We start from the raw sequence: 20104 nt of genomic DNA, 5'->3' as shown, positions 1-20104 counted from the left end.
ATCAATCTGTTCTTGCATCCGTAATCGCTCTTACAGCTGGAATCGGCTGGTGCCTGCAGGAGAAAAGTATACAGGGTTGACTGATAAGATTGACTTCGAACGTCGAAAGAAATAGATTCCAGCTAAGAAGGTTGACTGAGAAAGATTTGATCTAAAAAAGAGTTTGGCGGGAAAAATCCCGCCGTTTTTGTTTTTGTCTTCAGAGTCGCGCTCTTTCATTGAGCAGACTCTTTTATTTATAAATAGGTGTGCCCGTACTCTTGGTTATTTTATCAAAGGCTTCAACCATTTTCATTGTAAGGGGTCCTGGTTTGCCTGTACCTATGAGTCTTCCGTCAAGTTTGGTAACGGGGGCAGATTCGGCTGCTGTTCCGGTGACGAAGATTTCATCTGCTGTGTAGAGGTCAAAAAGGCCGAGATTTGATTCGATGACTTTGTAGCCCATCTCGTCCAGGAGTTCGATGGCTGTGGCTCTTGTGATACCCTTTAAGTTGCTTATTGTGTGGGGGGTAAGGACCTGGTTGTTTTTGACGATAAAGATGTTGTCTCCCGAGCCTTCGCACACAAAGCCGTTCTGGTCAAGGAAGACGGCTTCATCTCCTCCTTTTTCATTGGCTTCAATCTTTGCGAGGATGTTGTTGAGATAGTTCAGGGACTTGATGTTCGGGGACAGGGCATCCGGGGCATTTCTACGGACACAGACGCTGACTCCTGTGAGCCCGACTTCGTAAAGGTCGCCGTACATGGCTCCCCAGCCCTGGGCGATAACAACGACACATGGTTTTTCACATTTGCGGGGGTCAAGTCCGAGGTCTCCGACTCCTCTTGAGACGATGGGGCGGATGTAAGCATCTTTGAGGTTGTTTTTCCTGAGGGTCTCAAGGATTATCTCGGCCATTTCTTCTCTTGTGATGGGGATGTCCATTGCGATTGCTTTTGCTGAGTCATAAAGCCTGTCAACGTGTTCCTTTAACTTGAAGACACGCCCGTTGTATGCCCTTATGCCTTCGAACACACCGTCGCCGTAAAGGAATCCGTGGTCATAGACCGAAACTTTGGCTTCGGATTTTGGGACAAATTTCCCGTCTAAATAAATCAGTAACTCATTCATTTGCAAATCATCCTTTTCAGTTTTTATTATCTGTAGGGTACTTAACTGGGGCTTTCGATCCAGTATAGTCTTTAACCTACAGGTCAATAGCCCATTTAACTTTTTCACTCTTTTACAGTATGTAAGCTCTATGAAAAGCTCTTAAAGAAACTCAGAACTCCGAGAGAGTTGCCATACCGAGATTCTTAATAAACATTCCAAGTAAAGCGGGTAGATACTAAATATATATTACAATTCCGCTTCCACATAAATATTTTAAGATTTTATATCGCACCAATTAGTATGTTCATGCAAAAGGTTTTTATCCTAGAAGGCTCATTTCGTACTCCGCAGTAGGATAAGCAACCAGGGCTCGTGGCTTAGCCTGGATATAGCGCTGGGCTTCTAACCCAGACGTCGGGGGTTCAAATCCCTTCGAGCCCGCTTTATTCTTCTTGCTTACTTTTGATTAATTTCTGGTAAATAAACCTCGACCTTCTTCCTGATGTCCTTATACTTTTTATTGAAATTTCCACTCGTTTTCAATTCCTTTTTGTCTTTTTTCGGCAACGAGCTTTCAGCATAGCTGCAGCTTTTTACGGAGGCCTGTGCAACATCTCTTTTCAAATCGAAAAAATTCAAAAACAGGGTTGAAAGTTGAATAAATATAAATTAAATAAAATTTGAATAAATATACCTTATATAAAATTTGAAATAAATATACATTAAATAAAAAAGCAGTCTACCGGGGACGCTGATGATATGAAAATTCCCGGTATAATCTCACATAACGCTATTTCTTGTTCTTTAATAATCCGGATACTGCCAGCTCTTTTCGTTAACTGCTCTTTCGGGTTTCGGGCACCATCTGAACGCTCTCTTCCGAGGGCATGATTATTGCCAGAATAATATATATGACGATCCCGATCCCGTCTATCAGGGCAAGAAGAACAAAGACAAGCCTTACAAAGGTCGGGTCAATCCCAAAGTATTTTCCGAGCCCGCTGCAAACCCCAAAGAGCATACGGTCACTCTTACTTTTTGTCAGGCGCTTTTCCATTTTATAAACCGTGCGTTTTTCTTCTTTTGTCTCCCCCTTTTCTTCGCTGGTTCTTTCCCCTGACTCTGTTCTGGCTTCTTCTTTTATTTCTTCCATTGTTTTCTCAGGTTTTTCCCATGATTTCTCTGTATAGCCAGTTTCAAGTTCCCCCGGAGCCTTGAAATCGCTTTCTTTTGGTTCTATTCTTTCCTGGGGTACAGGCTCTATACTGGCTTCTTCTTCTGTTTCTTCCATTGTTTTCTCAGGTTTTTCCCATGATTTCTCTGTATAACCAGTTTCAAGTTCCCCCGGAGCCTTGAAATCGCTTTCTTTCGGTTCCTTTTTTTCCTCAAAGTCGGGATTTTCCTGCATACTGATTATTCTATTTACGAGGATTTATATTATCCTGCTATTTATCCAACGTTTTTTATAATTATATATCTGATTTCTTCCTGTTCTCTCTTCCTTTCAATGGCATTCAGTGCAGCCACACTCTTGCCCCCTGCGGAAGACTCCGTATAGCATCAGAGGGAGCAGGAGGGCCGCAAAGCCGATCTTAATGCCTTCTGGAAGCAGTTCTCCTGCGCTTCCCAGGGTTGCAGTCGCACTTACTCCCAGCTTAAGGTAAAGCCAGTCAAGAAAGATTCCTGCCCCAAGGGAACACAGGGAGATCACTCCAAGGTAGAGGGCTGCAGAACGCTTCCCCAGGAAACGGGCTACCATGGTTATGGTTGCCGCATTGGTTGCAGGACCTGCAAGAAGGAAAACAAACGCTGTGCCAGGGCTCATTCCTTTGGCTACGAGGCTTGCGGCAAGAGGAGTTGAGGCTGTAGCGCAGATGTAAAGTGGAATTCCCACTACAAGCATGACCAGCATTGACCCGAGCCCTCCTCCCAGGTATTCCTGAATCAGGGTTTCGGGAACAGCATAGGAAATTATCCCTGCAAGCAGAATTCCAATCAGCATCCACTTAGAGATTTCTCCGGGAAGTTCTATGTAGGAATATTTCAGTCCTTCCAGGAACTGCTCTTTTACGGATTTTTTGCTTCTCCCATCCGGCAATGATTCATTTTTCTCCTGCTCGCAGTGCCCGCAGCCGCACGAGGAGGTTTTGCTTTTAGTCGCCGGTGTTGCTGAGGGAAGTGTGAGAGGCAGGACTCCTTTTCCGGATCCGGTCTTCAATTCCAGAGGCATGGCTTTTGAAGGCACCGTATTCAGGGCAGGATATTCCTTTTTTCCTATTCCGGGAACTTCAGGTGAGCTGCAGCCGCAGGAATGGGAGTTGCATTTTTTTCCGGCTGCCGATACTCCTACAAGGGTCGAGACTGCAAGGATTTCTGTTTTTTTCCCGGATTTTTCCAGGTTTTTGCCTCCTTTTTTTTCGGGTTCTTCCCCTATCAGCAGGTTGTCTGCAAGCCCTGCAAGAAGTGCAGTTACAAGGGTTGCAATCGGGCGGAAAATAGTCATCAGGGGGTCAAGGAGAGCGTAGGTGATTGCAATAGAGTCCACTCCGGTCTGGGGAGTTGAGATCAGGAAGGACAGGGTTGCGCCTCTGGTTGCCCCCCTTTTCCTTATAGACATGGCTGCGGGGATCACTCCGCAGGAACACAGGGGAAGGGGAAGACCTGCCAGGGAGGCGTTGATAACGGAACGTACTTTTCCTGCTGATGTTCCAAGGTATTCCACAATTTTCTGGTCAGGAACGATTACATTGAGGAGACCTGCAACGCCGAAGCCGAAAATAAGGTAAGGGGCAGCTTCCACAAAGATTTCCCAGGATGCGAGAAGGATCCCCGAAAGCAGGAAAGGAATGAAGCTGAGGAATTCAAAGCTCATGTTTTTTCCTCCACATGTTCAAGGCACATCTCAATGAGTGTGCGTACATGTTCGTCTGCGATGTAGTAAACCGTAAATTTTCCTTCCCGCCTGACTCTTACAAGGTCAAGCTGCCTGAGGGTCCGAAGCCCGTGAGAGACCGCAGACTGCGTGACTTCAAGAGCCTGCTCGAGTTCACAGACGCACATCTCTTTTTGTCTGAGCAAAAAAAGGATTTTCAGGCGGGTATCCGATTGAAGCGCCTGAAAGACTGCAGACATCCTCGTAATATTTTCGGAATCAGGGACCTTCTGCATCAGGGTTTCTATCTTCTCCGGGTTAACACGATCGCACTTATCTTGCATGAACATATGAACAACTGTTCATATATTAATGTTTTTCGAAAGACTGCAGAGCTTAGAGACTAAACGGAGGGACTTGAAATTCAGGTTTCAGCTTAAGGTTTTGGCTTAAGGTTTAGACTAAGATTTAGACTTCGGGTTGAAAAGGCTACTTTCTGTAGAAAAACTTAAACCCGCCACTTAATCTCGAAATTTAAGCCCGAAATCCAAATTGTCTTTTCAGATTTTTATTAATAATAGAAAAAATGCTCCGAGCACGAGCAGTGCTGACCAGTCGAGTTTCTGCATCCTGAGTTCGTGGAGAGAGGTCCGGCACTGTCCCTGGTAGCACCTGCTCTCCATGGCTTCTGTCACTTCTTCGGCCAGGAGGATCGACCTCCTTATCAGGGGCACTGCAATTGCCGTGGTCCCCCGGCGCAGGTCATGCCTGAGGTCAAGGCCCCGGGCGAGCTGGGCTGCCCTGATAGTCGCTGCGTTTTCCAGGAAACTTGGGAGGAAGCGGATGGAGAGTGACATCATGGTTGCCAGGTCGAAGGAAGTCACTCCGAGGTAGCGGAGCGGCAGGGGACGGAGCAAGCGCTCGATCCCGTTGGTAATCTGGCTCGGGAGGGTACTTGCCGTAAGGAGGGCCGCATAGAGCAGGAGCAGCCCAAAGCGTAAGGAAAGCAGGGTTCCAAGCCTCAGCCCTTCATAAGTAGGGGTAAGCACCGGCAGGGGGACAATGGGAGTCCCTTTAGTTGCAAAGAGCTGGAAACAAAAGATGAAGAACATAAAGAAGAGCAGGGGGCGGACCGACCTGAGCAAAAAGGAAAGGCGTACTCCCGAAATCCCGGTCAGCAGGAGGAAAAATGCAATAAGTAACCCCATCCCGGCAAAACTCTCTTCCCTGAAGACCAGGATGCTCAGGCACATCACTGCCCCAAGCTTGGTCCTGGGGTCCAGCTTGTGCAGGAGGGAATTCCCGTAGACGTAGTTGAATGCAGTCTCATACATTGTCTCTCACCACCGTCTCAGCTATTTCCTTCTCCGTTGTTCCCGTTTCATCTGCCTTCATTTCAGTTTCTCTTTTTTCTGATATTCCCCTCTCTTTTTCCTGCATTTCCGGCCTGAGCTTTTGAAGCTCTTTCAAGGCCTCTTCTGCCGTAAAGATGTCCTCCCTGAGGGCGGCTCCCTTCCTGTTCAGTTCTTTCATAAGCCTGGTGAGCAGGGGCACCGGGGAATGCCCTGCACGGAGGTATTCTTCAGGGCTGCCTGTAAACACGATCCTGCCCTCTTCCATTGAAATGACCTTCTGGGCGAAGGGCAGGATTTCTTCCATGTTGTGGGATACAATGACGATCCCGACTCCCTTTTTATGAATCTCTTGAAGCCTTCCGAGCAGCTTGGTCCGGCCTTCGGGGTCCAGGCCTGCAGTGGGTTCGTCCAGCACCAGGTAGGCCGGGCGAAGCGCCATGATTCCCGCAAGTGCAACTCTGCGTTTCTCTCCCCCGCTCAGGCTGAACGGGGAGCGGTCCAGGATCCGGGTATCAAGGTGTACGAGAGATAGGGCATCATGCACCCTTTTTTCAAGTTCTTTTCCCCGGATCCCGAAGTTCGAAGGGCCGAAGGCAACTTCCCTGTATACAGTTTCCTCGAAGAGCTGGTTCTGGGAATGCTGGAACAGCATGCCTACTTTTCTGCGCACTTCCCGGCTATTGGTGTCCAGCCCGTCCACGGTTACCCTGCCGCTTTCGGGGTGGAGAATCCCGTTGAAATGTTTAATGAGTGTGGATTTTCCTGCTCCTGCGGTTCCTGAGATGACGGCAAATTCCCCTCTTGCGATCTCCAGGGAGACGTTTTCAAGGGCAGGCTTCCTTTTCTGGTTCCCGGAATAGGAATAGCTTAGATTTTCCACCTTGATTCCCATATCTCCTCCGCAAGATTTTCTATTGAAGACAGCCGTTTCCAGTCAAAGGTAAAGCCGCGGGCTTCCAGGCTGTTCAGCAGTTCAACGACGGGGGGAATTTCCAGTCCGAATTTCCCCGGCTCAGGGGCTTTGAAAACGGTTTCCGGTTTTCCTTCCTGCACTATTTCCCCCCTGTCCATCACGATTATCCTGTCAGCGTACAGGACTTCTTCGAGCTTGTGCGTCACATACACGATGGTTCGGGCTTTTCCCCGCAGCTTTCGGATGATTTCCCGGACCTGCTCCCTGGATCTGGAGTCCAGCATGGAGGTTATTTCGTCAAAAACAATGCACTCGGATTTCATTGCAAGGGCCGAGGCGATAGCCGCGCACTGGCTCTGCCCTCCGCTTAGGGTTTTTGGGGAATGGTTTTTGAAGTTCTCAAGTCCCACCACTTCCAGGGCCCTGTCTACCCTTTCCCGGATTTCGTTCGGGGGCAGGGCAAGGTTTTCGGGCCCGAAAGCCACGTCTTCTTCCAGGGTTGTGCCTACGAACTGGGTGTACGGGTTCTGGAAGACCATGCCCACGGTCTGCCGGATTTTGAGAAGATTCGAAGGATCTGCCGTGTCCATGCCGTTTATGAACACTTTCCCTTCCATCGGCTTCAAAAGCCCGTTCAGGTGCCGGATAAGGGTGGACTTTCCCGAACCGTTCCTGCCAACTATCCCGAGAAATTCTCCTCTTTCTATTTCGAGGTTTATTTTCTTCAGGCCCCGTGTCCCATCAGGGAAGTTGTAGCTAAGGTCCTCTATCCTGATCATTGTTTTTGGCTCTTTGCTGTTTTTGGCTTTTTGCTTACTTTTTCAGATCCTGTACCTGGAAGCTATATGGGCAGCAATTGCCAGTTTCAGGATGTCCCCTATAATGAATGGAAGCACTCCCAGGGTTATTGCTTGCAGGAGGTCCAGTTTGGCGACAAATGCCAGCTGGGCCACGCCCAGAACATAGACGATTACGAGCCCTATGCCTATATAAAGAGCATTTGAGAGGTAGTCGTTTTTTCCGCTCTTCTCACTCAGGTACCCTATTACAAATGCCGCAATTATGAAGCCTATTATGTATCCGCCTGTTGGTCCCAGGATCACGCCGAGCCCCGAGGCCCCGCCTGCAAAAACGGGTAGCCCTGCAATCCCCAGCAGAGTGTATATCAACATGCTGAGGGTGCCCCATTTGCTCTTAAGCATACTCCCTGCCAGGAAGACAAAGAGGGGCTGCATGGTAACCGGTACCGGAGAAAAGGGGAGTGGGATTTTGATGTACGCCCCCGCTGCAATCATTGCGGCGAAAAGGGATGCAAACACCATTTTTCTAAGTTCCGAGGATTGGGCAATGCCGTATGTTTCGTTTTTCCCTTTCATTCTTTCATTTCTCCTGTTTTTATGTTTTCAAAGTTTAGTCCTGCATCCCGTATCATCTGCAGGTCCATTTCCGGACTTCTCCCTTCAGTGGTCAGGTAGTTGCCGAGCATCAACCCGTTGGCCCCGCAAAAAAGGGCAAGGGACTGCAGGTCCCTTAGGTTCTTTTCTCTTCCCCCTGCAAGCTTGATATTTTTCTCCGGCAGGACGAGCCTGAAAAGGGCTATGCTTTTAAGGATCTCCATCGGGGGCAGAGGGGCTGCATTCTCCATCGGAGTTCCCGGAACCGGGTTTAAGATGTTGATTGGCACGGCATCTACGTCCAGTTCTCTCAGGGTAAGGGCCAGTTTTATCCGGTCTTGCATACTCTCCCCGAGCCCCAGGATCCCTCCTGAACATACTTCAAGCCCGGCTTCCTTTGCAGTCCTGATTGTCCGTATCCGGTCGGCATACGTATGCGTGCTACAGATGCGCCTGAAAAAGCTTTCAGAGCTTTCCAGGTTGTGGTGGACTCTTGAAACCCCGGCTTCTTTCAGTTTCCCCGCCGATTCCGGGCTCAGGGTTCCGATGGACGCGCAGACTTCAAGTCCGGTCCTGTTTTTTATCAGCCTCACGGCATCCAGGATGCTTTCAAGTTCCTCAAACTTCAGGCGGTTCCCGCTTGTGACTATCGAAAATCGGCGTGCTCCGGCCTTTTCAGCGTTTTTTGCGTCTTCAAGGAGTCTCCCGGGGCTTAGCAGTGGATATTCCCTGGTTTCCGCACAATGGTGAGCTGACTGGGCACAGAACCTGCAGTCTTCGGGGCAGCGCCCGCTTTTTGCGTTTGTAATTGCACAGAGATCTACAGTGTTCCCCAGCTTTGCTCTCAAGCGGTTTGCGATGGTAAAGAAGTCGAAGAGGTCGGGCCCGGTAAGCACTGCAAACTCCATAATTTCCTCTTCGTCCAGAGGGATTCCCTTATTGAGTTTGTCTCTGATCCGAGGGGGCATCGTGGCAATTTCCTTCATTGTTAACCTCTTTCTATGACGTGGTTAACTTTAAATCCGGGACTTGTTTATTAAAGTTTTCTCTCAACTTTGATACCAAAACTATCTGTACTCTCCTTTTTGCCCGGATTTAGGGGCTTTTTCTCTTCTCCGGGCGATAATTAAATATATATCTTATGCCGGTATTATGGATACTTCACCTGGAATGCAGTTTTAGCATACTGTTACATGCTGTATTTTCGGGAGTTGCATTGTGGGCGCGTGGCCTAGCCCGGATATGGCGGCAGCCTCCTAAGCTGTAAGTCGGGGGTTCGAATCCCTTCGCGCCCGCTAATTTCTATCTCTTTTATGCAGCATCCGTTTTATTCATGTTTCACTTAATCTGCTTTCCCTGACTTTTTTGAAGGCTTGTTTTTGAAAGTTTATCTCATGGGAAAGTTCTGTAAGTATGGACGCTTTTCTTCTTCAGAAGGTTATCAGTTCATGCTTTTGTCTTCCGGACATCTCTTCTCTGTGTCCCTCTCTGTGTCCTTCTCCGTGTCCGTAAAACAAGTATGTAGTTAGAGAAGAGCCGATATCCAGAAGAGACTGAACTATGGATGGGAAGTGCCCCGATGGGAAGTGTCCCGCAAATTGGAGAGGCCTGCCCCGAAATTATGGAATAAATTCTTATTTAGAAATACATTATTCCTAGCTGGAATACAGTAAATGCTTATAATGCAGCATAATTTCTATTAAAAAACATAACTGCCGCTTCAGAGGAAACAGGAATTGATCAGAAAAGCCAGGATAAGTGATGTTGTTGAGATGAAGCAAATCATCAACACTTACTCTAAGGATGAGCTTATGCTTGCTCGCTCCCTTAGTGAGATGTACGAGAACATAAGGGATTTTTATGTATGTGAGGTCGAAGGAGAGGTTGTGGGATGCTGTGCCCTGCATGTGGTCTGGGAAGACCTTGCAGAAATCCTTGCTCTCGCAGTTAAGCCCGATTGTGCAAGAAAAGGAGTAGGCACACAGCTTGTCTCAGCCTGTCTTGAGGATGCTAAAGATCTCGATATGAAGGAAGTCTTTGCTCTTACTTATGTGCCTGAGTTTTTTGAAACCCTGGGCTTTAATATTGTGGATAAAAACAGCCTTCCCAGGAAAATCTGGTCTGGTTGCATCAGGTGCCCCAAATTTCCGGACTGTAATGAAATTGCAGTTCTTAAATCTATCAACGCCTGAAATCTTTCAGGAACCCTCAGGAAGTCTTACGCTTCACGACTCCTGAATTTTTTATTTTGTTTTTTCCTGCCCGATTCCATGTGATAAACTCCGGTTTTGAAATCTTTCTCAACCCATATTTATTTTGAAAGATCGAAACCAAAAGCTATTTATTCAGTAATCCTATTCTTTTTAGGTTGTCCTAATTATCTGGCCTGATAAATTTCGGGCATGTGTTGGTGGAATGGTGTTAATGCATACAGATCGACTCGAAGAATATTTAGAAACTATTCTTTACCTTATTACGAAAAACCAGAGCCCTGCAAAAACCAAACAAATTGCAGAAGAACTGAATGTATCTCCGCCCAGTGTGACGGAAATGATCAAAAAATTGCATTCTATGGGGTTCGTCGAGTATAAGCCCTATCAAGGAGTCGAATTGACCACAAAAGGAGCTGAAGAAGCTATCCGGGTCAAGAGGAAACACCAGGTTCTTGAGACTTTCCTGGCTGAAGTCCTTGATTTTGACAGGAAGGAAGCCCACAAGGAAGCCTGCGAGCTTGAGCACGCGGTATCAGACTCAGTGCTTGAGAAACTTTACGATTTCCTGGGAAATCCGGAGTACTGCCCCGACGGACACCCAATTAATATCGATAAAAGTAACTTGCAGCGCGAGGAAGGATTCATTCCTCTCGATGAAATGAAAGAGGGAAGTTCAGGTACGATTGCCAGGGTAACCCTTCCAAGGGAGACAAAAGAGCGTTTAACCTCTCTTGGTATCCTTACAGGAGAAGGTATTGAAGTCAGGCGCAAGCAAAAGCAGGGGTGTATCTCAGTCATGGTTGTTGGGTCTGAGATTGCTCTTGGAAGAGATATAGCAAAGAAAATTTTTATCACTCCTAAAAGTAAAAATGCGTAAAAAAGGGACAATGCTGGCACTTTACAGGTACAGGGAAAAATTAATGGAGGCATGATAGGGATTTCCAGCTCATGCTGTACTTCTGGCAACAGAGGTCAAAAGAATTCTCCTTATGATGTGACACTGGCCTTCATAGGCAACCCGAGCGTTGGAAAAAGCGTTTTTTTCAGCAGGCTTACAGGAGTTGGGGTTGAGGTTTCCAATTACCCGGGCACTACGGTTGCGCTTAAAAGAGGGAGTGTAAATGCCAGAGGCAAGACCATTGAAGTAGTTGACCTGCCTGGAATATATTCTCTCGGGGTTGCAAACGAAGACGAAAAGGTAACCAAGAGATTTCTTATTGAAGATAAGCCGGATGTCATTATCAATGTCCTTGATGCAAGCAGGCTTGAGAGAAACCTCTATTTGACTCTACAGCTGCTGGAACTCGATATCCCTATGGTTATTGCCTTAAATCAGGTGGATCTGGCAGCAGAGCTCGGAATTATTATTGATACGGAAAGACTTTCAGAACTCTTAGGCCTGCCTGTAGTCTCCACTGTTGCAACGTGGGGGATAGGGCTTGATGAGGTAGTGCTCGTGGCTCTCGAAGAGAAAGACAAAGTCCAGGACCACCACAGGGTAAAGTACAGCCAGTGGATTCTCCAGGCTCTGTCCGGTCTTGACCATGCTTTTCCGGATTCATCTCAAAGTGTCAAGATTGCAGCTCTGCTGAACGATGCCGAGTTTGTGGAACTCTGCTGTATGCCGCCTGAAGCCCATGCCATTCTCTCTTCTGCCCGGCGCTTCAGGCAGAACCTTGAGATTGAGCACGGAATTTCAGTTCCGGATACCGTTGCAAGAGACCTGTACGGAGAATCCGGGCATATCGTAGATAGTGTTGTCTCAGTGTTCGAACCGAAAAAAAGATTTCGTGACAGGATAGACAGTGTTCTTACCTCTCCTAACTTCGGGATTGCGGTTCTCATAGCGGCCCTGCTCCTTACTTTTCTTCTCGTCTTCAGGGTAGGAGGCTTCCTTGAAAACTGGATTGTGAATGATTTTTTTGAGCCTCACGTGATTCAGCCAGTGGAAACAATGACTCTTGGCATGGCGCCTATCTTTAGAAACCTGATTCTTTATTCCCTGCGGGGTGTGGAAGCCGGATTTGCAATTGCAATCCCGTATATTGCAGTTTTCTATGCTATCCTTTCCATATTCGAGGACTCAGGCTACCTGACCAGGGCAGCTTTTCTCCTGGACAACCTGACCCATAAGCTCGGGCTTCACGGGAGAGCTGTCATCCCTCTGGTTCTGGGGTTTGGCTGCAATGTCCCCGCAATAATGGCAGTGCATGCCCTTGGCACCAGGAGGGAAAAGCGGATAGCTTCGCTTCTCATCTCCCTTATTCCCTGCTCTGCAAGGACAGTTATTATCCTGGGACTTGTGGGGACATTTGTTGGTTTCTGGCCCGCGGTTTCTATCTATGTGCTGGATGTTCTCATTATTGCAGCGATGGGTTGGGTTCTCGGAAAAACCCTTCCAGGCCAGAGAAGCGGCTTCATTATGGAAATGACCCCTCTCAGAAAACCTGAACTGAAATCCACTCTCAGGAAGACCTGGATGAAAAGCCGGGAGTTTTTATATATCGCTTTTCCGCTGCTGCTTGCAGGGAGCGCATTCCTCGGAATCGCCGATGCCCTTGGTCTTCTTTCGATCTTCCAGGATTTTGTAGAACCTGTATCTGTTGGCCTACTGGGCCTTCCGGCTTTTGCCGCAACAGCCCTGGTTTTTGGAATTCTCCGAAAGGAAATGGCTCTCCAGATCCTGGCCGTACTTGCGGGCACAGCCAACTTCGCAGCTGTAATGACCCCCCTTCAGATGTACCAGTTTGCGGTTATTACTACCATTTATGTCCCGTGCGTGGCAACGATTGCAGTATTGAAGCATGAGCTTGGAACAAAGGATACGGCTATGATTGTTACCTTCACCATATTCCTTGCTCTTGTGGTAGGTGTCTTGATCCGGATTCTCGGGCCTCTCTTCCTGTGATGCCCGAGTTGCGATTCGGGATCACAGGAAATCGGAGATTTCCTGGGAGTTGCACTGCAAGTGCAACAGCCCGCAGTCCTTTTCGCTGCGCTCAAGAGGACTATTTATGAGTTTTAGTAGTGAACTTTGCTCCAAGGACAAATTTATGGGTTTTATCAGTTATCTTGTTCAAGAAGGCTAATTTATGGGTTTAGTAATGAGTTTTGTTCGATAGGGTCAATTTATGGGTTTTATCAGTTATCTTCGCTCAGGAGGTCTAAATTACAAATATTTCTGACCCTTTCAACCATATTCGCTATAAATAGTCGTTTTTTTCACTTCTTTTAAGATGGGCAGACCGGCTGGTGGAGGCGCTCATATTTGCCGGAATTGAAACACGGTTTCCGGGGTTAAGGGAGGTATTTCTCTGGCTGACAGAGGAACGTGCTGAAATTCCGTTATATTGAGTAAAAAGCGATATTTAAGGAAAGATCAATTAATTTATGAGATTAATTAAATTATCAAAAAACAGCAAGTTTTTTTATTTACTTCAATGCCGATTAGTTGGAACGTATGTTTCTGTATGCCGGGTACAATAATTATATATTAGTAAACTTATCTATTCTTTCTCGTCTGTTTTCATATTATAGTAAATTATTAATACTTCATGCATCGTGTTTATTTTCGATGACTCGGATTACCGATCACATACACAAAAACGTTTTTAGTGTTATTATGGATATTTTCGAAATGGATCATTTCCGAGAGCCTGAAGTTGAAGAGGTTCAACTTTTCCTTGAAAGCACCGGAACCCACGGTTCTATTGTTAACGAGAGTGCTCTGGAGATGGACTGCAGCACATCCCCCAAAATCCAGGAGAGGCAGAGTGTACTTCTTAATTTCGATGAGTCTATTCCGTCCATTGAGTAACACTTTCTTCTAAAAATTTCCAACCCCTGTTGAAATCCAACTCTTTAACTCATTTAATTTTTGAGTTACCTTTTGGGTTTCATTCCCTATTTTGTACAAATCCCGGATTGAAGCCTCTATCTTGTTTATATGATATCATTAACAACATTCCACGTTCTGGACTTTATCTCTTATTTTTATATCTGCCCTTTATCCAGTCTTTCCGGGAATAGAATTGCACCTGATACTCATATTTAATATTTTTGTACAGATGATGCCGAAAAATATTTATTCTACTGTTCTGCCCTTTTCCTCTCCAGAAAGTTATTATCTCCATGGGATTGCTGAATTCTTGATCCGGGTATTATGTGCTCGAAAGTGAGGCATTTTAGCATCAATATTATTCTTTACAGGAAGATTTAAGGAAAACTGTTCATTCTCTTCCAGAGCATTTTCCGATCTGCATCTCCTGTTTTCTGTCCTTTCTGACGTTTAACCCTTCTTCCTTCGGAAATTTCATATTTTATACAATTTCTCCTGTTCTTATATGCGGTTTCTGCACCCGTTTTCAGAAAGGTTTATTAAGTTATCTTATTATAATATAATTTAAAGTTATTTCGGGTCAGCTGAATACTATCGATTACCATATATATATAAAGTAAGATTACATGTACTTTATACACATTATTTAAATTTGTCAGATTGAATCTATTTAATTATATTACACTGACGTTTCATGCTAACAAAAAACTGCAGACATAAGGAAACCCGGGACCCGAATTTATTGTTAGAGGTATTTTCATGAGAACTGGACAGAGGGACGTGCACAATACACCGCTTAAAAGGCGACTGTCAATAACCTATGAGGAGCTCGAGACTCTCAAAAAATCAATAAAGATTTCGGTTCTCAATGAACTGCAGGCCGAAATGGAAAACAGTTCCGATCTGGATTCCTTTAAGGACCAGATCCTTTCCGAAATCAGAACAGAATTGAAGGGGCTCCCTGATTCTGCATCACTAAAGGCTTCAATTATTAGCGAACTGCGAGCCGAATTCAGTTCTGGCAAAGATAATGACTCTGCGACAGCGGACCGGCGGCTGAAGGAACTGGCAGGAATTCAGGACGGGCTTGTCAGGGAGCTGCTTGACCAGAAAATGCTTATAAAACAGCTGGAAAAAGACCTCGAAAAACTCTCCGGAGCGCTGGGAGGTATGCAAAATACTGTTTCTTTCTCTCCCCCCTCGCCTCCCTCTTCTCCTTCTGTTTCTCTTCCCATCCTCGAAGACCCCCTTGACCTTCCTCCTCTCTCCAGAAAACCAACGCGTAAACTTGAGTTCAGGAAAGAGAACCATTCCGCACACGAGCTTATTGATTTCAGGGAAGCTCCTGCATCCCTGCCAGGCACAAATGCAAAAGTTCAGCTTAAGATAAGGGAGGTTGAGCCCGAGGAACTTGACGAACAGGAGGTTGTCGAAACAAAGTGTGAGTATATCATCGCCGAGAGCGGGGATCGAAAACGGCTTAGAGGCAACCTGAGGCAGTCGACTCCAGTAAGAGAAGCCCCGGCGGGACAGTTGTTCCCTCCAAGCTCGAGATCTTCTATGAGGCGCCAATCTCCTGTGAATGCAGACCCTGTAAGAGCCCGACCCGATGAAGATTATAAATGCGAGTACATAATCGCCGAAAAGGCTCCAAAAAAGCGTTTAATCGATGAGTCCGTGGATCTTAGGGATACTGATGATGCGGAAATCATAACCTGCAATCGGAAAGACCCCCAGGCGTAATGAGGCTGAAAAAACGGAGACATCCTCAAAAACGCAAAACCTCAGAGGCATTCTGTGTACATAAAAGAAATCGAGTTCGTTAATTTCAAGTCCTTTGGAAAAAAAGTAAAGATTTCCTTTTTCAATGACTTCACCACTATTTCCGGTCCTAATGGGAGTGGGAAGTCAAACATCATAGATGGGATTCTCTTTGCGCTCGGGCTTTCGAGCTCCAGGACTCTCCGGGCTGAAAAACTTACGGATCTTATTTACAATGGAGACGAGGCAAAAAAGCCTGATTTTGCCCAGGTTACGATCCGTTTTGACAATACTGACCGCAAGATGCCGTTAGAGCTTGATGAGGTTGAGGTCTCAAGAAAGATCAAGCGGACAAAAAATGCGTACTACAGTTACTTTTACTTTAATGGAAAAGCCGTAAGCCTGGGGGAAATCCATTCCCAGCTTGCAAAGGCAGGAGTAACGCCTGAAGGTTATAATGTGGTAATGCAGGGAGATGTCACGCAGATCACCTCCATGACCTCTGTAGAAAGGCGGAAAATCATTGACGAAATTGCCGGGGTTTCAGAATTTGATGAGCGTAAGCAAAAGGCGCTCGGGGAACTGGAAATCGTCAGGCAGCAGGTCGAACGCGTGGACATCATCCTTGAAGAGGTGCGTACCCAGCTTGAAAAACTTGCAGGGGAACGAGACCAGGCACTGAAGTACCAGGCTCTGAAGACTGAAAAAATTAAATTTGAAGGCTATGTCCTGCTCTCCAAACTCAAGGATGCCAGAACAGAACTGGAAAATGTGGACAAAGAACTTGCAGGGAAAGAAGAGCACTTTGAAAAAGTCCAGGTACTGCTGGACGAGAGGGTTAAGGAATTAGAAGCCCTTGAACAGGCCCTGGAAACAATTTCCCTTGAAATCCGGAAAAAAGGGGAAGACGAACAGCTGCAGGTCAAAAGGGAAATCGAAGAGACAAAAGGGGAAATTTCCCGCTGTGTGGACAGCATTGAACTTTCGGAATCCGAACTTGAAGACGCTGACGCAAAGCGCAGAAAGGCGTTTGTTGATATCGACTCCACAAAGGGCAAGGTAGGGGAGCTCGAAGAGAAAATCGAAACTGAAAACGTGAGAAAAGAAAGCATCTCTTCTGAGCTGTCCGAGAGAAAAACCGAGCGTATGCTGCTTCAGAGCAGGATTGCGGATGTGGATGCAAAGTTTGCAGCAACAAGGGACGAGCTCATGGCTGCCCGCAAGAAACTTGAGGACATTAAAAACAAAAAAAATGAGCTTATCCGAAATGAGGACCGTCTCCTTGATACCCTCAGGAGAAAATCGTCGGAATTGCGGGATATCGAAAACCAGATCAGGGATGCAGAAGCTGCATTCACTGCCTCTGATAGTGATACTCTTTCTGTCCAGTATGAGATTGAGAAGCTTACGGAAAACCTGGAGTCCCTGATAAAAGACCGTGACGATGTCGAGAGCAGCCATTTCAGGGTCAAGGAAGACATAAAGAAACTTGAGAGCAGGCTTCACGGGCTCCAGCAGGAATATGCAATTGCTGAGGCAAGGGTCCGGGCTTCGGAACAGGGAGGCGGATATTCAAGGGCTGTGGAAATGGTAATCGGAGCTTCCAGGCAGAATGAACTCTTTGGAATTCACGGGACCATTGCCCAGCTGGGAAAAGTTGACCGCAGGTATGCGGCTGCCCTTGAGGTTGCTGCAGGTAACAGGATGCAGGCAGTTGTTGTAGATAATGATGGGGATGCTGCAGAGGCAATCGAATTCCTGAAACGGAGAAAGGGCGGAAGAGCTACCTTCCTTCCGCTTAATAAAATGAGGGATTCCAGGCGGCTTGAAAGCCTCAGTTATGAAAATGGAGTAATAGGGTACGCAATTGACCTCATCGAATTTGATCCCGACTTCGAACCTGCTTTCTGGTATGTTTTCCAGGATACCCTTATTATGGAAAACCTTGCCAGTGCCCGCCGTTTCATGGGAAAGGCGAGAATGGTCACCCTTGAAGGTGAACTCCTTGAAAAGAGTGGGGCAATGGTTGGAGGTTCTCTTTCTTCAAAATCGGGGATCTCTTTTGCGGCAGCGGAAAAAGACAAACTCCTTGAGCTTGCAGGCGAGATTAAATCCCTCGACGCAAGCCGGACTGCAGCGATCAGTAAACAGGACAATATTGAAAGCCACGTTTTTGAGTTGAGCAGGAAGATCCGCGACTGTGAGGCTACCATCTCCAGAAAAGAACTCGAACTTCAGGAAATCGCCGGCAGGGGAACTAAACTTACAGAACTCCTTGAAGCTAAACAGGCAGACCTGAGAGCAATTGAAGAGTCCAGGACAGAACTCAGGGCTGAAATGGACAGTGTAATTGCAGAAAAGGCTGAAAAAGAAGGCGCTTTGGCTGAACTTGAGGTACAGGTTGCCGAAATTGAGGCAAAGCTTGCTGATTCTCCTCTCCCCGAGATCAACAAAAAAGCCGAGTTTGTAGACGAGGAAATCCGGAGGCTTGACGGCAGGATCAGGGACACCGAAGCAAACCTGAATGCCCTGCAGCTCGAAAAAGAGTATGCTGAGCAGAAGATTGCCGAAGCTAAGGAGCTTATCCGGGAACTCGATGAAAAGAAAGCTTCAAGGCGTGAAAAAGTAGATTCTCTCAGGGCAAAAATTGCGGAACTTGAAGTGCAACTTAAGGAAAAACAGAACCGGGAACTTGAACTTTCCGACGAGCTTATGGGGCTCCAGAAAGAAAGGGAAAATGTTCAGGCCGAGTACAGTGCAGTAAAGCGCAGGGTCAGTATAGCCGCAACCACCCTTGAAAAGGCAAAACAGCAGGTACTTACGCTCACAGCTACGAGAAGTGCACTTTTTGACCAGGAAAAGCAGCTGCTTGAAGAGATACAGAGAAGGGGCATAGAAGAATCCTTAGAGGTCCCGAGTTACGAAACCGTTTACATAAGGATCCAGGCAATCGAAGAAGCCCTGCGCAGGCTTGAACCTGTAAACATGAGGGCAATCGATGAGTATAACGAGGTGGAACTCAGGCTTTCGGACCTGCAGGGCAAACGCGATACTCTCTTTTCCGAAAGAGAACAGCTCCTTGAACGCATTGACCAGTACGAGCAGCTCAAGCGGGACACCTTTATGGAGGCTTATACAAGCATAAATGCCAATTTCAAAGAGATTTTTTACGAGCTTTCCGACGGCATGGGAGAACTCCTGCTGGAAAACCTTGATGATCCCTTTGCCGGAGGAATGACCCTCAGGGCCCAGCCAAAAGAAAAGACTCTCCAGCGTATAGAAGCCATGTCCGGAGGAGAAAAGAGCCTTACCGCACTTGCCTTTATTTTTGCAATCCAGCAATACCGCCCCGCTCCTTTCTATGCCTTTGACGAGATCGACATGTTCCTTGACGGCTGGAACGTGGAGAGAGTCTCAAGGCACGTTAAAACTTCAGGCTCAAAAGTCCAGTTTATTGTTGTTTCCTTAAGAAAACCCATGATCCAGGCGGCAAGCCGGACTATCGGGGTTACAATGCAGGAGAATAACATCACGAGTATTACCGGAGTGAAGTTTAATGGCTGAACTTATAGATAATTCGGCACTTGATATTTCCGGACTTCCTTCCCCCGATGTTCGTGAATCGGGGGAAAAGAACTCTCTTTTTTCAGACCCCGAAGTTTTCGGGCTTCCGACCACTCTTTCATGCCTCGGCGTTGATTGGACTCTGCTCGACCTTTCAGAGTTTGATTCCTATGAGCCCCTGGGTATCCTGGTCGAACTTGCAAAGGACGGGAAGATCGATCCCTGGGATATCGATGTTGTGCAGCTAACTGACAGTTTTCTGCAAAGGATAGAAGAGCTCCAGAAAATGGACCTGAGGATTTCCTCAAGGACTCTCCTTTATTCAGCTGTCCTCCTCCGCATGAAATCTTCAGTAATTCTCGGAACGGAAGAAGAAGAAGATGATTTTGACTCTGGATTTTTCGATGATGAAGATCTCCCTGAGCCTGATGAGTTTCCTATCCCAAAGCTGCCTGTCCGCCGCCTTTCCACAAGGCCTGTCACACTGAATGAACTTATTCTGGAACTTAAAAAAGCTGAAAGGACGCTCTCAAGAAAAAACGAAAAGAAAGCCCGTCTGGCTGCAGAAGAACCTGATATTCCGCCGGATCCTCTGACTACCGGAGACGTGCTCGGGATTGCCCACGACGAGGCGATCGGTTCTAGGCTGACATTTATCTGGGCAAGGCTTGTTGAACTATTTATGAAGCAGCCTGTTGTGGAGTTTTCTGATCTCCTTAAACTGAGTGAAGACAGGATCATGGATTACCTTTCCCTCCTCTTTCTTGCTTCGAGCAGAAAGATCTGGCTTTTCCAGAGTGAACTTTTCGGGGAATTGTATATTTATCCCGGAGAAGAATCAGGTTTTTCTACGGAAGGCAACCCATCTCCCTATCCGCAGATAAAACAGGGCTTAACAGGAGATGTTTCAGAGCCTGAATTTTCCATGGAAGACAATTTTGCAGATAGTAAACCTCCGGTTGAGTATGCTGATGGAGAGCCTGATGAAGCCGGGTATCCAGAGGTTCTGTCCTTTGAGCCGGAACATATAGATGTAGACTCTCCTGAAGAAACACGTTAACTCAAATGAAAAATAACCTTATCCTCTTTTCTGGTCGTGAA

At 46.7% G+C, this 20104-nt stretch carries 16 protein-coding genes and 2 tRNA genes; 9 read left to right on the top strand and 9 right to left on the bottom strand.

Features of this window, described 5'->3' with window-relative positions; genetic code table 11:
• Positions 1–232 precede the first annotated feature (232 nt).
• Positions 233–1111, bottom strand: a complete 879-nt coding sequence (gene ilvE / locus EO95_RS01865; protein ID WP_048131592.1) for a branched-chain-amino-acid transaminase — start codon at positions 1109–1111, stop codon at positions 233–235.
• 348 nt (positions 1112–1459) lie between these two features.
• Here ilvE and EO95_RS01860 point away from each other — a divergent pair.
• Positions 1460–1534, top strand: a tRNA-Arg gene (locus tag EO95_RS01860).
• A gap of 394 nt (positions 1535–1928) precedes the next feature.
• On the opposite strand, the gene EO95_RS01855 is transcribed toward EO95_RS01860, so the two are convergent.
• The 8 genes from EO95_RS01855 to bioB form a co-directional block, all read right to left on the bottom strand.
• Positions 1929–2501 carry a PspC domain-containing protein gene (locus tag EO95_RS01855; RefSeq protein WP_048131591.1) on the bottom strand — a complete coding sequence of 191 codons (573 nt, stop codon included), beginning with the start codon at positions 2499–2501 and terminating at the stop codon, positions 1929–1931.
• 96 nt (positions 2502–2597) lie between these two features.
• The gene (locus EO95_RS01850) at positions 2598–3965 is read right to left on the bottom strand and encodes an SO_0444 family Cu/Zn efflux transporter (RefSeq protein ID WP_048131589.1); all 1368 of its coding nucleotides are present in this window, start codon (positions 3963–3965) and stop codon (positions 2598–2600) included.
• Entirely contained in the window at positions 3962–4309 is a 348-nt protein-coding gene (locus tag EO95_RS01845) for a helix-turn-helix transcriptional regulator (RefSeq protein ID WP_048131637.1), read from the bottom strand. The genes EO95_RS01850 and EO95_RS01845 overlap by 4 nt, the downstream gene beginning before the upstream one ends.
• Positions 4310–4525: 216 nt before the next feature.
• Positions 4526–5299 (bottom strand): energy-coupling factor transporter transmembrane protein EcfT, encoded by a 774-nt coding sequence (locus tag EO95_RS01840; RefSeq protein WP_048131588.1) that lies wholly within the window; start codon positions 5297–5299, stop codon positions 4526–4528.
• Entirely contained in the window at positions 5292–6212 is a 921-nt protein-coding gene (locus tag EO95_RS01835) for an ATP-binding cassette domain-containing protein (protein ID WP_082105891.1), read from the bottom strand. Before EO95_RS01835 ends, EO95_RS01840 begins: the two co-directional genes overlap by 8 nt.
• A complete protein-coding gene (locus EO95_RS01830) occupies positions 6188–7012 on the bottom strand; it encodes an energy-coupling factor transporter ATPase (protein ID WP_048131586.1) in 825 nt (274 codons plus the stop codon). The genes EO95_RS01835 and EO95_RS01830 overlap by 25 nt, the downstream gene beginning before the upstream one ends.
• Positions 7013–7054: 42 nt before the next feature.
• Complete coding sequence (locus EO95_RS01825) at positions 7055–7609, bottom strand: biotin transporter BioY (protein WP_048131585.1); 555 nt, start codon at positions 7607–7609, stop codon at positions 7055–7057.
• On the bottom strand, positions 7606–8613 hold the full coding sequence (gene bioB, locus EO95_RS01820) for a biotin synthase BioB (protein ID WP_082105890.1): 1008 nt from the start codon (positions 8611–8613) through the stop codon (positions 7606–7608). Before bioB ends, EO95_RS01825 begins: the two co-directional genes overlap by 4 nt.
• A 234-nt stretch (positions 8614–8847) precedes the next feature.
• Between bioB and EO95_RS01815 the strand changes: the two genes are divergently transcribed.
• The 8 genes from EO95_RS01815 to EO95_RS01780 all read left to right on the top strand — a co-directional run bounded on the left by EO95_RS01815 (position 8848) and on the right by EO95_RS01780 (position 20063).
• Positions 8848–8922, top strand: a tRNA-Arg gene (locus EO95_RS01815).
• A gap of 441 nt (positions 8923–9363) precedes the next feature.
• On the top strand, positions 9364–9819 hold the full coding sequence (locus tag EO95_RS01810) for an N-acetyltransferase (RefSeq protein WP_048131582.1): 456 nt from the start codon (positions 9364–9366) through the stop codon (positions 9817–9819).
• A gap of 232 nt (positions 9820–10051) precedes the next feature.
• Complete coding sequence (locus EO95_RS01805; protein WP_048131580.1) at positions 10052–10717, top strand: metal-dependent transcriptional regulator; 666 nt, start codon at positions 10052–10054, stop codon at positions 10715–10717.
• A 51-nt stretch (positions 10718–10768) separates the two neighbouring features.
• Positions 10769–12748 carry a ferrous iron transport protein B gene (gene feoB / locus EO95_RS01800; protein WP_048131578.1) on the top strand — a complete coding sequence of 660 codons (1980 nt, stop codon included), beginning with the start codon at positions 10769–10771 and terminating at the stop codon, positions 12746–12748.
• A 729-nt stretch (positions 12749–13477) separates the two neighbouring features.
• Entirely contained in the window at positions 13478–13657 is a 180-nt protein-coding gene (locus EO95_RS01795; protein ID WP_235282815.1) for a hypothetical protein, read from the top strand.
• A 780-nt stretch (positions 13658–14437) separates the two neighbouring features.
• Positions 14438–15421 carry a hypothetical protein gene (locus EO95_RS01790; protein WP_048131576.1) on the top strand — a complete coding sequence of 328 codons (984 nt, stop codon included), beginning with the start codon at positions 14438–14440 and terminating at the stop codon, positions 15419–15421.
• Between the two features lie 54 nt (positions 15422–15475).
• Positions 15476–19003, top strand: coding sequence for a chromosome segregation protein SMC (gene smc / locus EO95_RS01785; RefSeq protein ID WP_048131575.1), 3528 nt, complete (start codon positions 15476–15478; stop codon positions 19001–19003).
• A complete protein-coding gene (locus tag EO95_RS01780; protein WP_048131571.1) occupies positions 18996–20063 on the top strand; it encodes a segregation/condensation protein A in 1068 nt (355 codons plus the stop codon). The genes smc and EO95_RS01780 overlap by 8 nt, the downstream gene beginning before the upstream one ends.
• Positions 20064–20104 lie beyond the last annotated feature (41 nt).

Origin of the sequence: Methanosarcina sp. 1.H.T.1A.1, assembly GCF_000979295.1 — an archaeon.
GTDB lineage: Archaea > Halobacteriota > Methanosarcinia > Methanosarcinales > Methanosarcinaceae > Methanosarcina.
The sequence above is the reverse complement of the archived record's forward strand: the minus strand, read 5'-3'. Positions and strand labels throughout refer to the sequence as shown.

Excerpts from the sequence above, each read along its gene's own strand:
- ilvE (WP_048131592.1), bottom strand. The coding sequence starts at position 1,111 with ATGAATGAGTTACTGATTTATTTAGACGGGAAATTTGTCCCAAAATCC.
- feoB (WP_048131578.1), top strand. The coding sequence starts at position 10,769 with ATGATAGGGATTTCCAGCTCATGCTGTACTTCTGGCAACAGAGGTCAA.
- EO95_RS01855 (WP_048131591.1), bottom strand. The coding sequence starts at position 2,501 with ATGCAGGAAAATCCCGACTTTGAGGAAAAAAAGGAACCGAAAGAAAGC.
- EO95_RS01825 (WP_048131585.1), bottom strand. The coding sequence starts at position 7,609 with ATGAAAGGGAAAAACGAAACATACGGCATTGCCCAATCCTCGGAACTT.
- EO95_RS01830 (WP_048131586.1), bottom strand. The coding sequence starts at position 7,012 with ATGATCAGGATAGAGGACCTTAGCTACAACTTCCCTGATGGGACACGG.
- EO95_RS01795 (WP_235282815.1), top strand. The coding sequence starts at position 13,478 with ATGGATCATTTCCGAGAGCCTGAAGTTGAAGAGGTTCAACTTTTCCTT.
- EO95_RS01850 (WP_048131589.1), bottom strand. The coding sequence starts at position 3,965 with ATGAGCTTTGAATTCCTCAGCTTCATTCCTTTCCTGCTTTCGGGGATC.
- EO95_RS01845 (WP_048131637.1), bottom strand. The coding sequence starts at position 4,309 with ATGCAAGATAAGTGCGATCGTGTTAACCCGGAGAAGATAGAAACCCTG.
- EO95_RS01790 (WP_048131576.1), top strand. The coding sequence starts at position 14,438 with ATGAGAACTGGACAGAGGGACGTGCACAATACACCGCTTAAAAGGCGA.
- EO95_RS01835 (WP_082105891.1), bottom strand. The coding sequence starts at position 6,212 with ATGGGAATCAAGGTGGAAAATCTAAGCTATTCCTATTCCGGGAACCAG.
- EO95_RS01780 (WP_048131571.1), top strand. The coding sequence starts at position 18,996 with ATGGCTGAACTTATAGATAATTCGGCACTTGATATTTCCGGACTTCCT.
- bioB (WP_082105890.1), bottom strand. The coding sequence starts at position 8,613 with ATGAAGGAAATTGCCACGATGCCCCCTCGGATCAGAGACAAACTCAAT.
- EO95_RS01805 (WP_048131580.1), top strand. The coding sequence starts at position 10,052 with ATGCATACAGATCGACTCGAAGAATATTTAGAAACTATTCTTTACCTT.
- EO95_RS01840 (WP_048131588.1), bottom strand. The coding sequence starts at position 5,299 with ATGTATGAGACTGCATTCAACTACGTCTACGGGAATTCCCTCCTGCAC.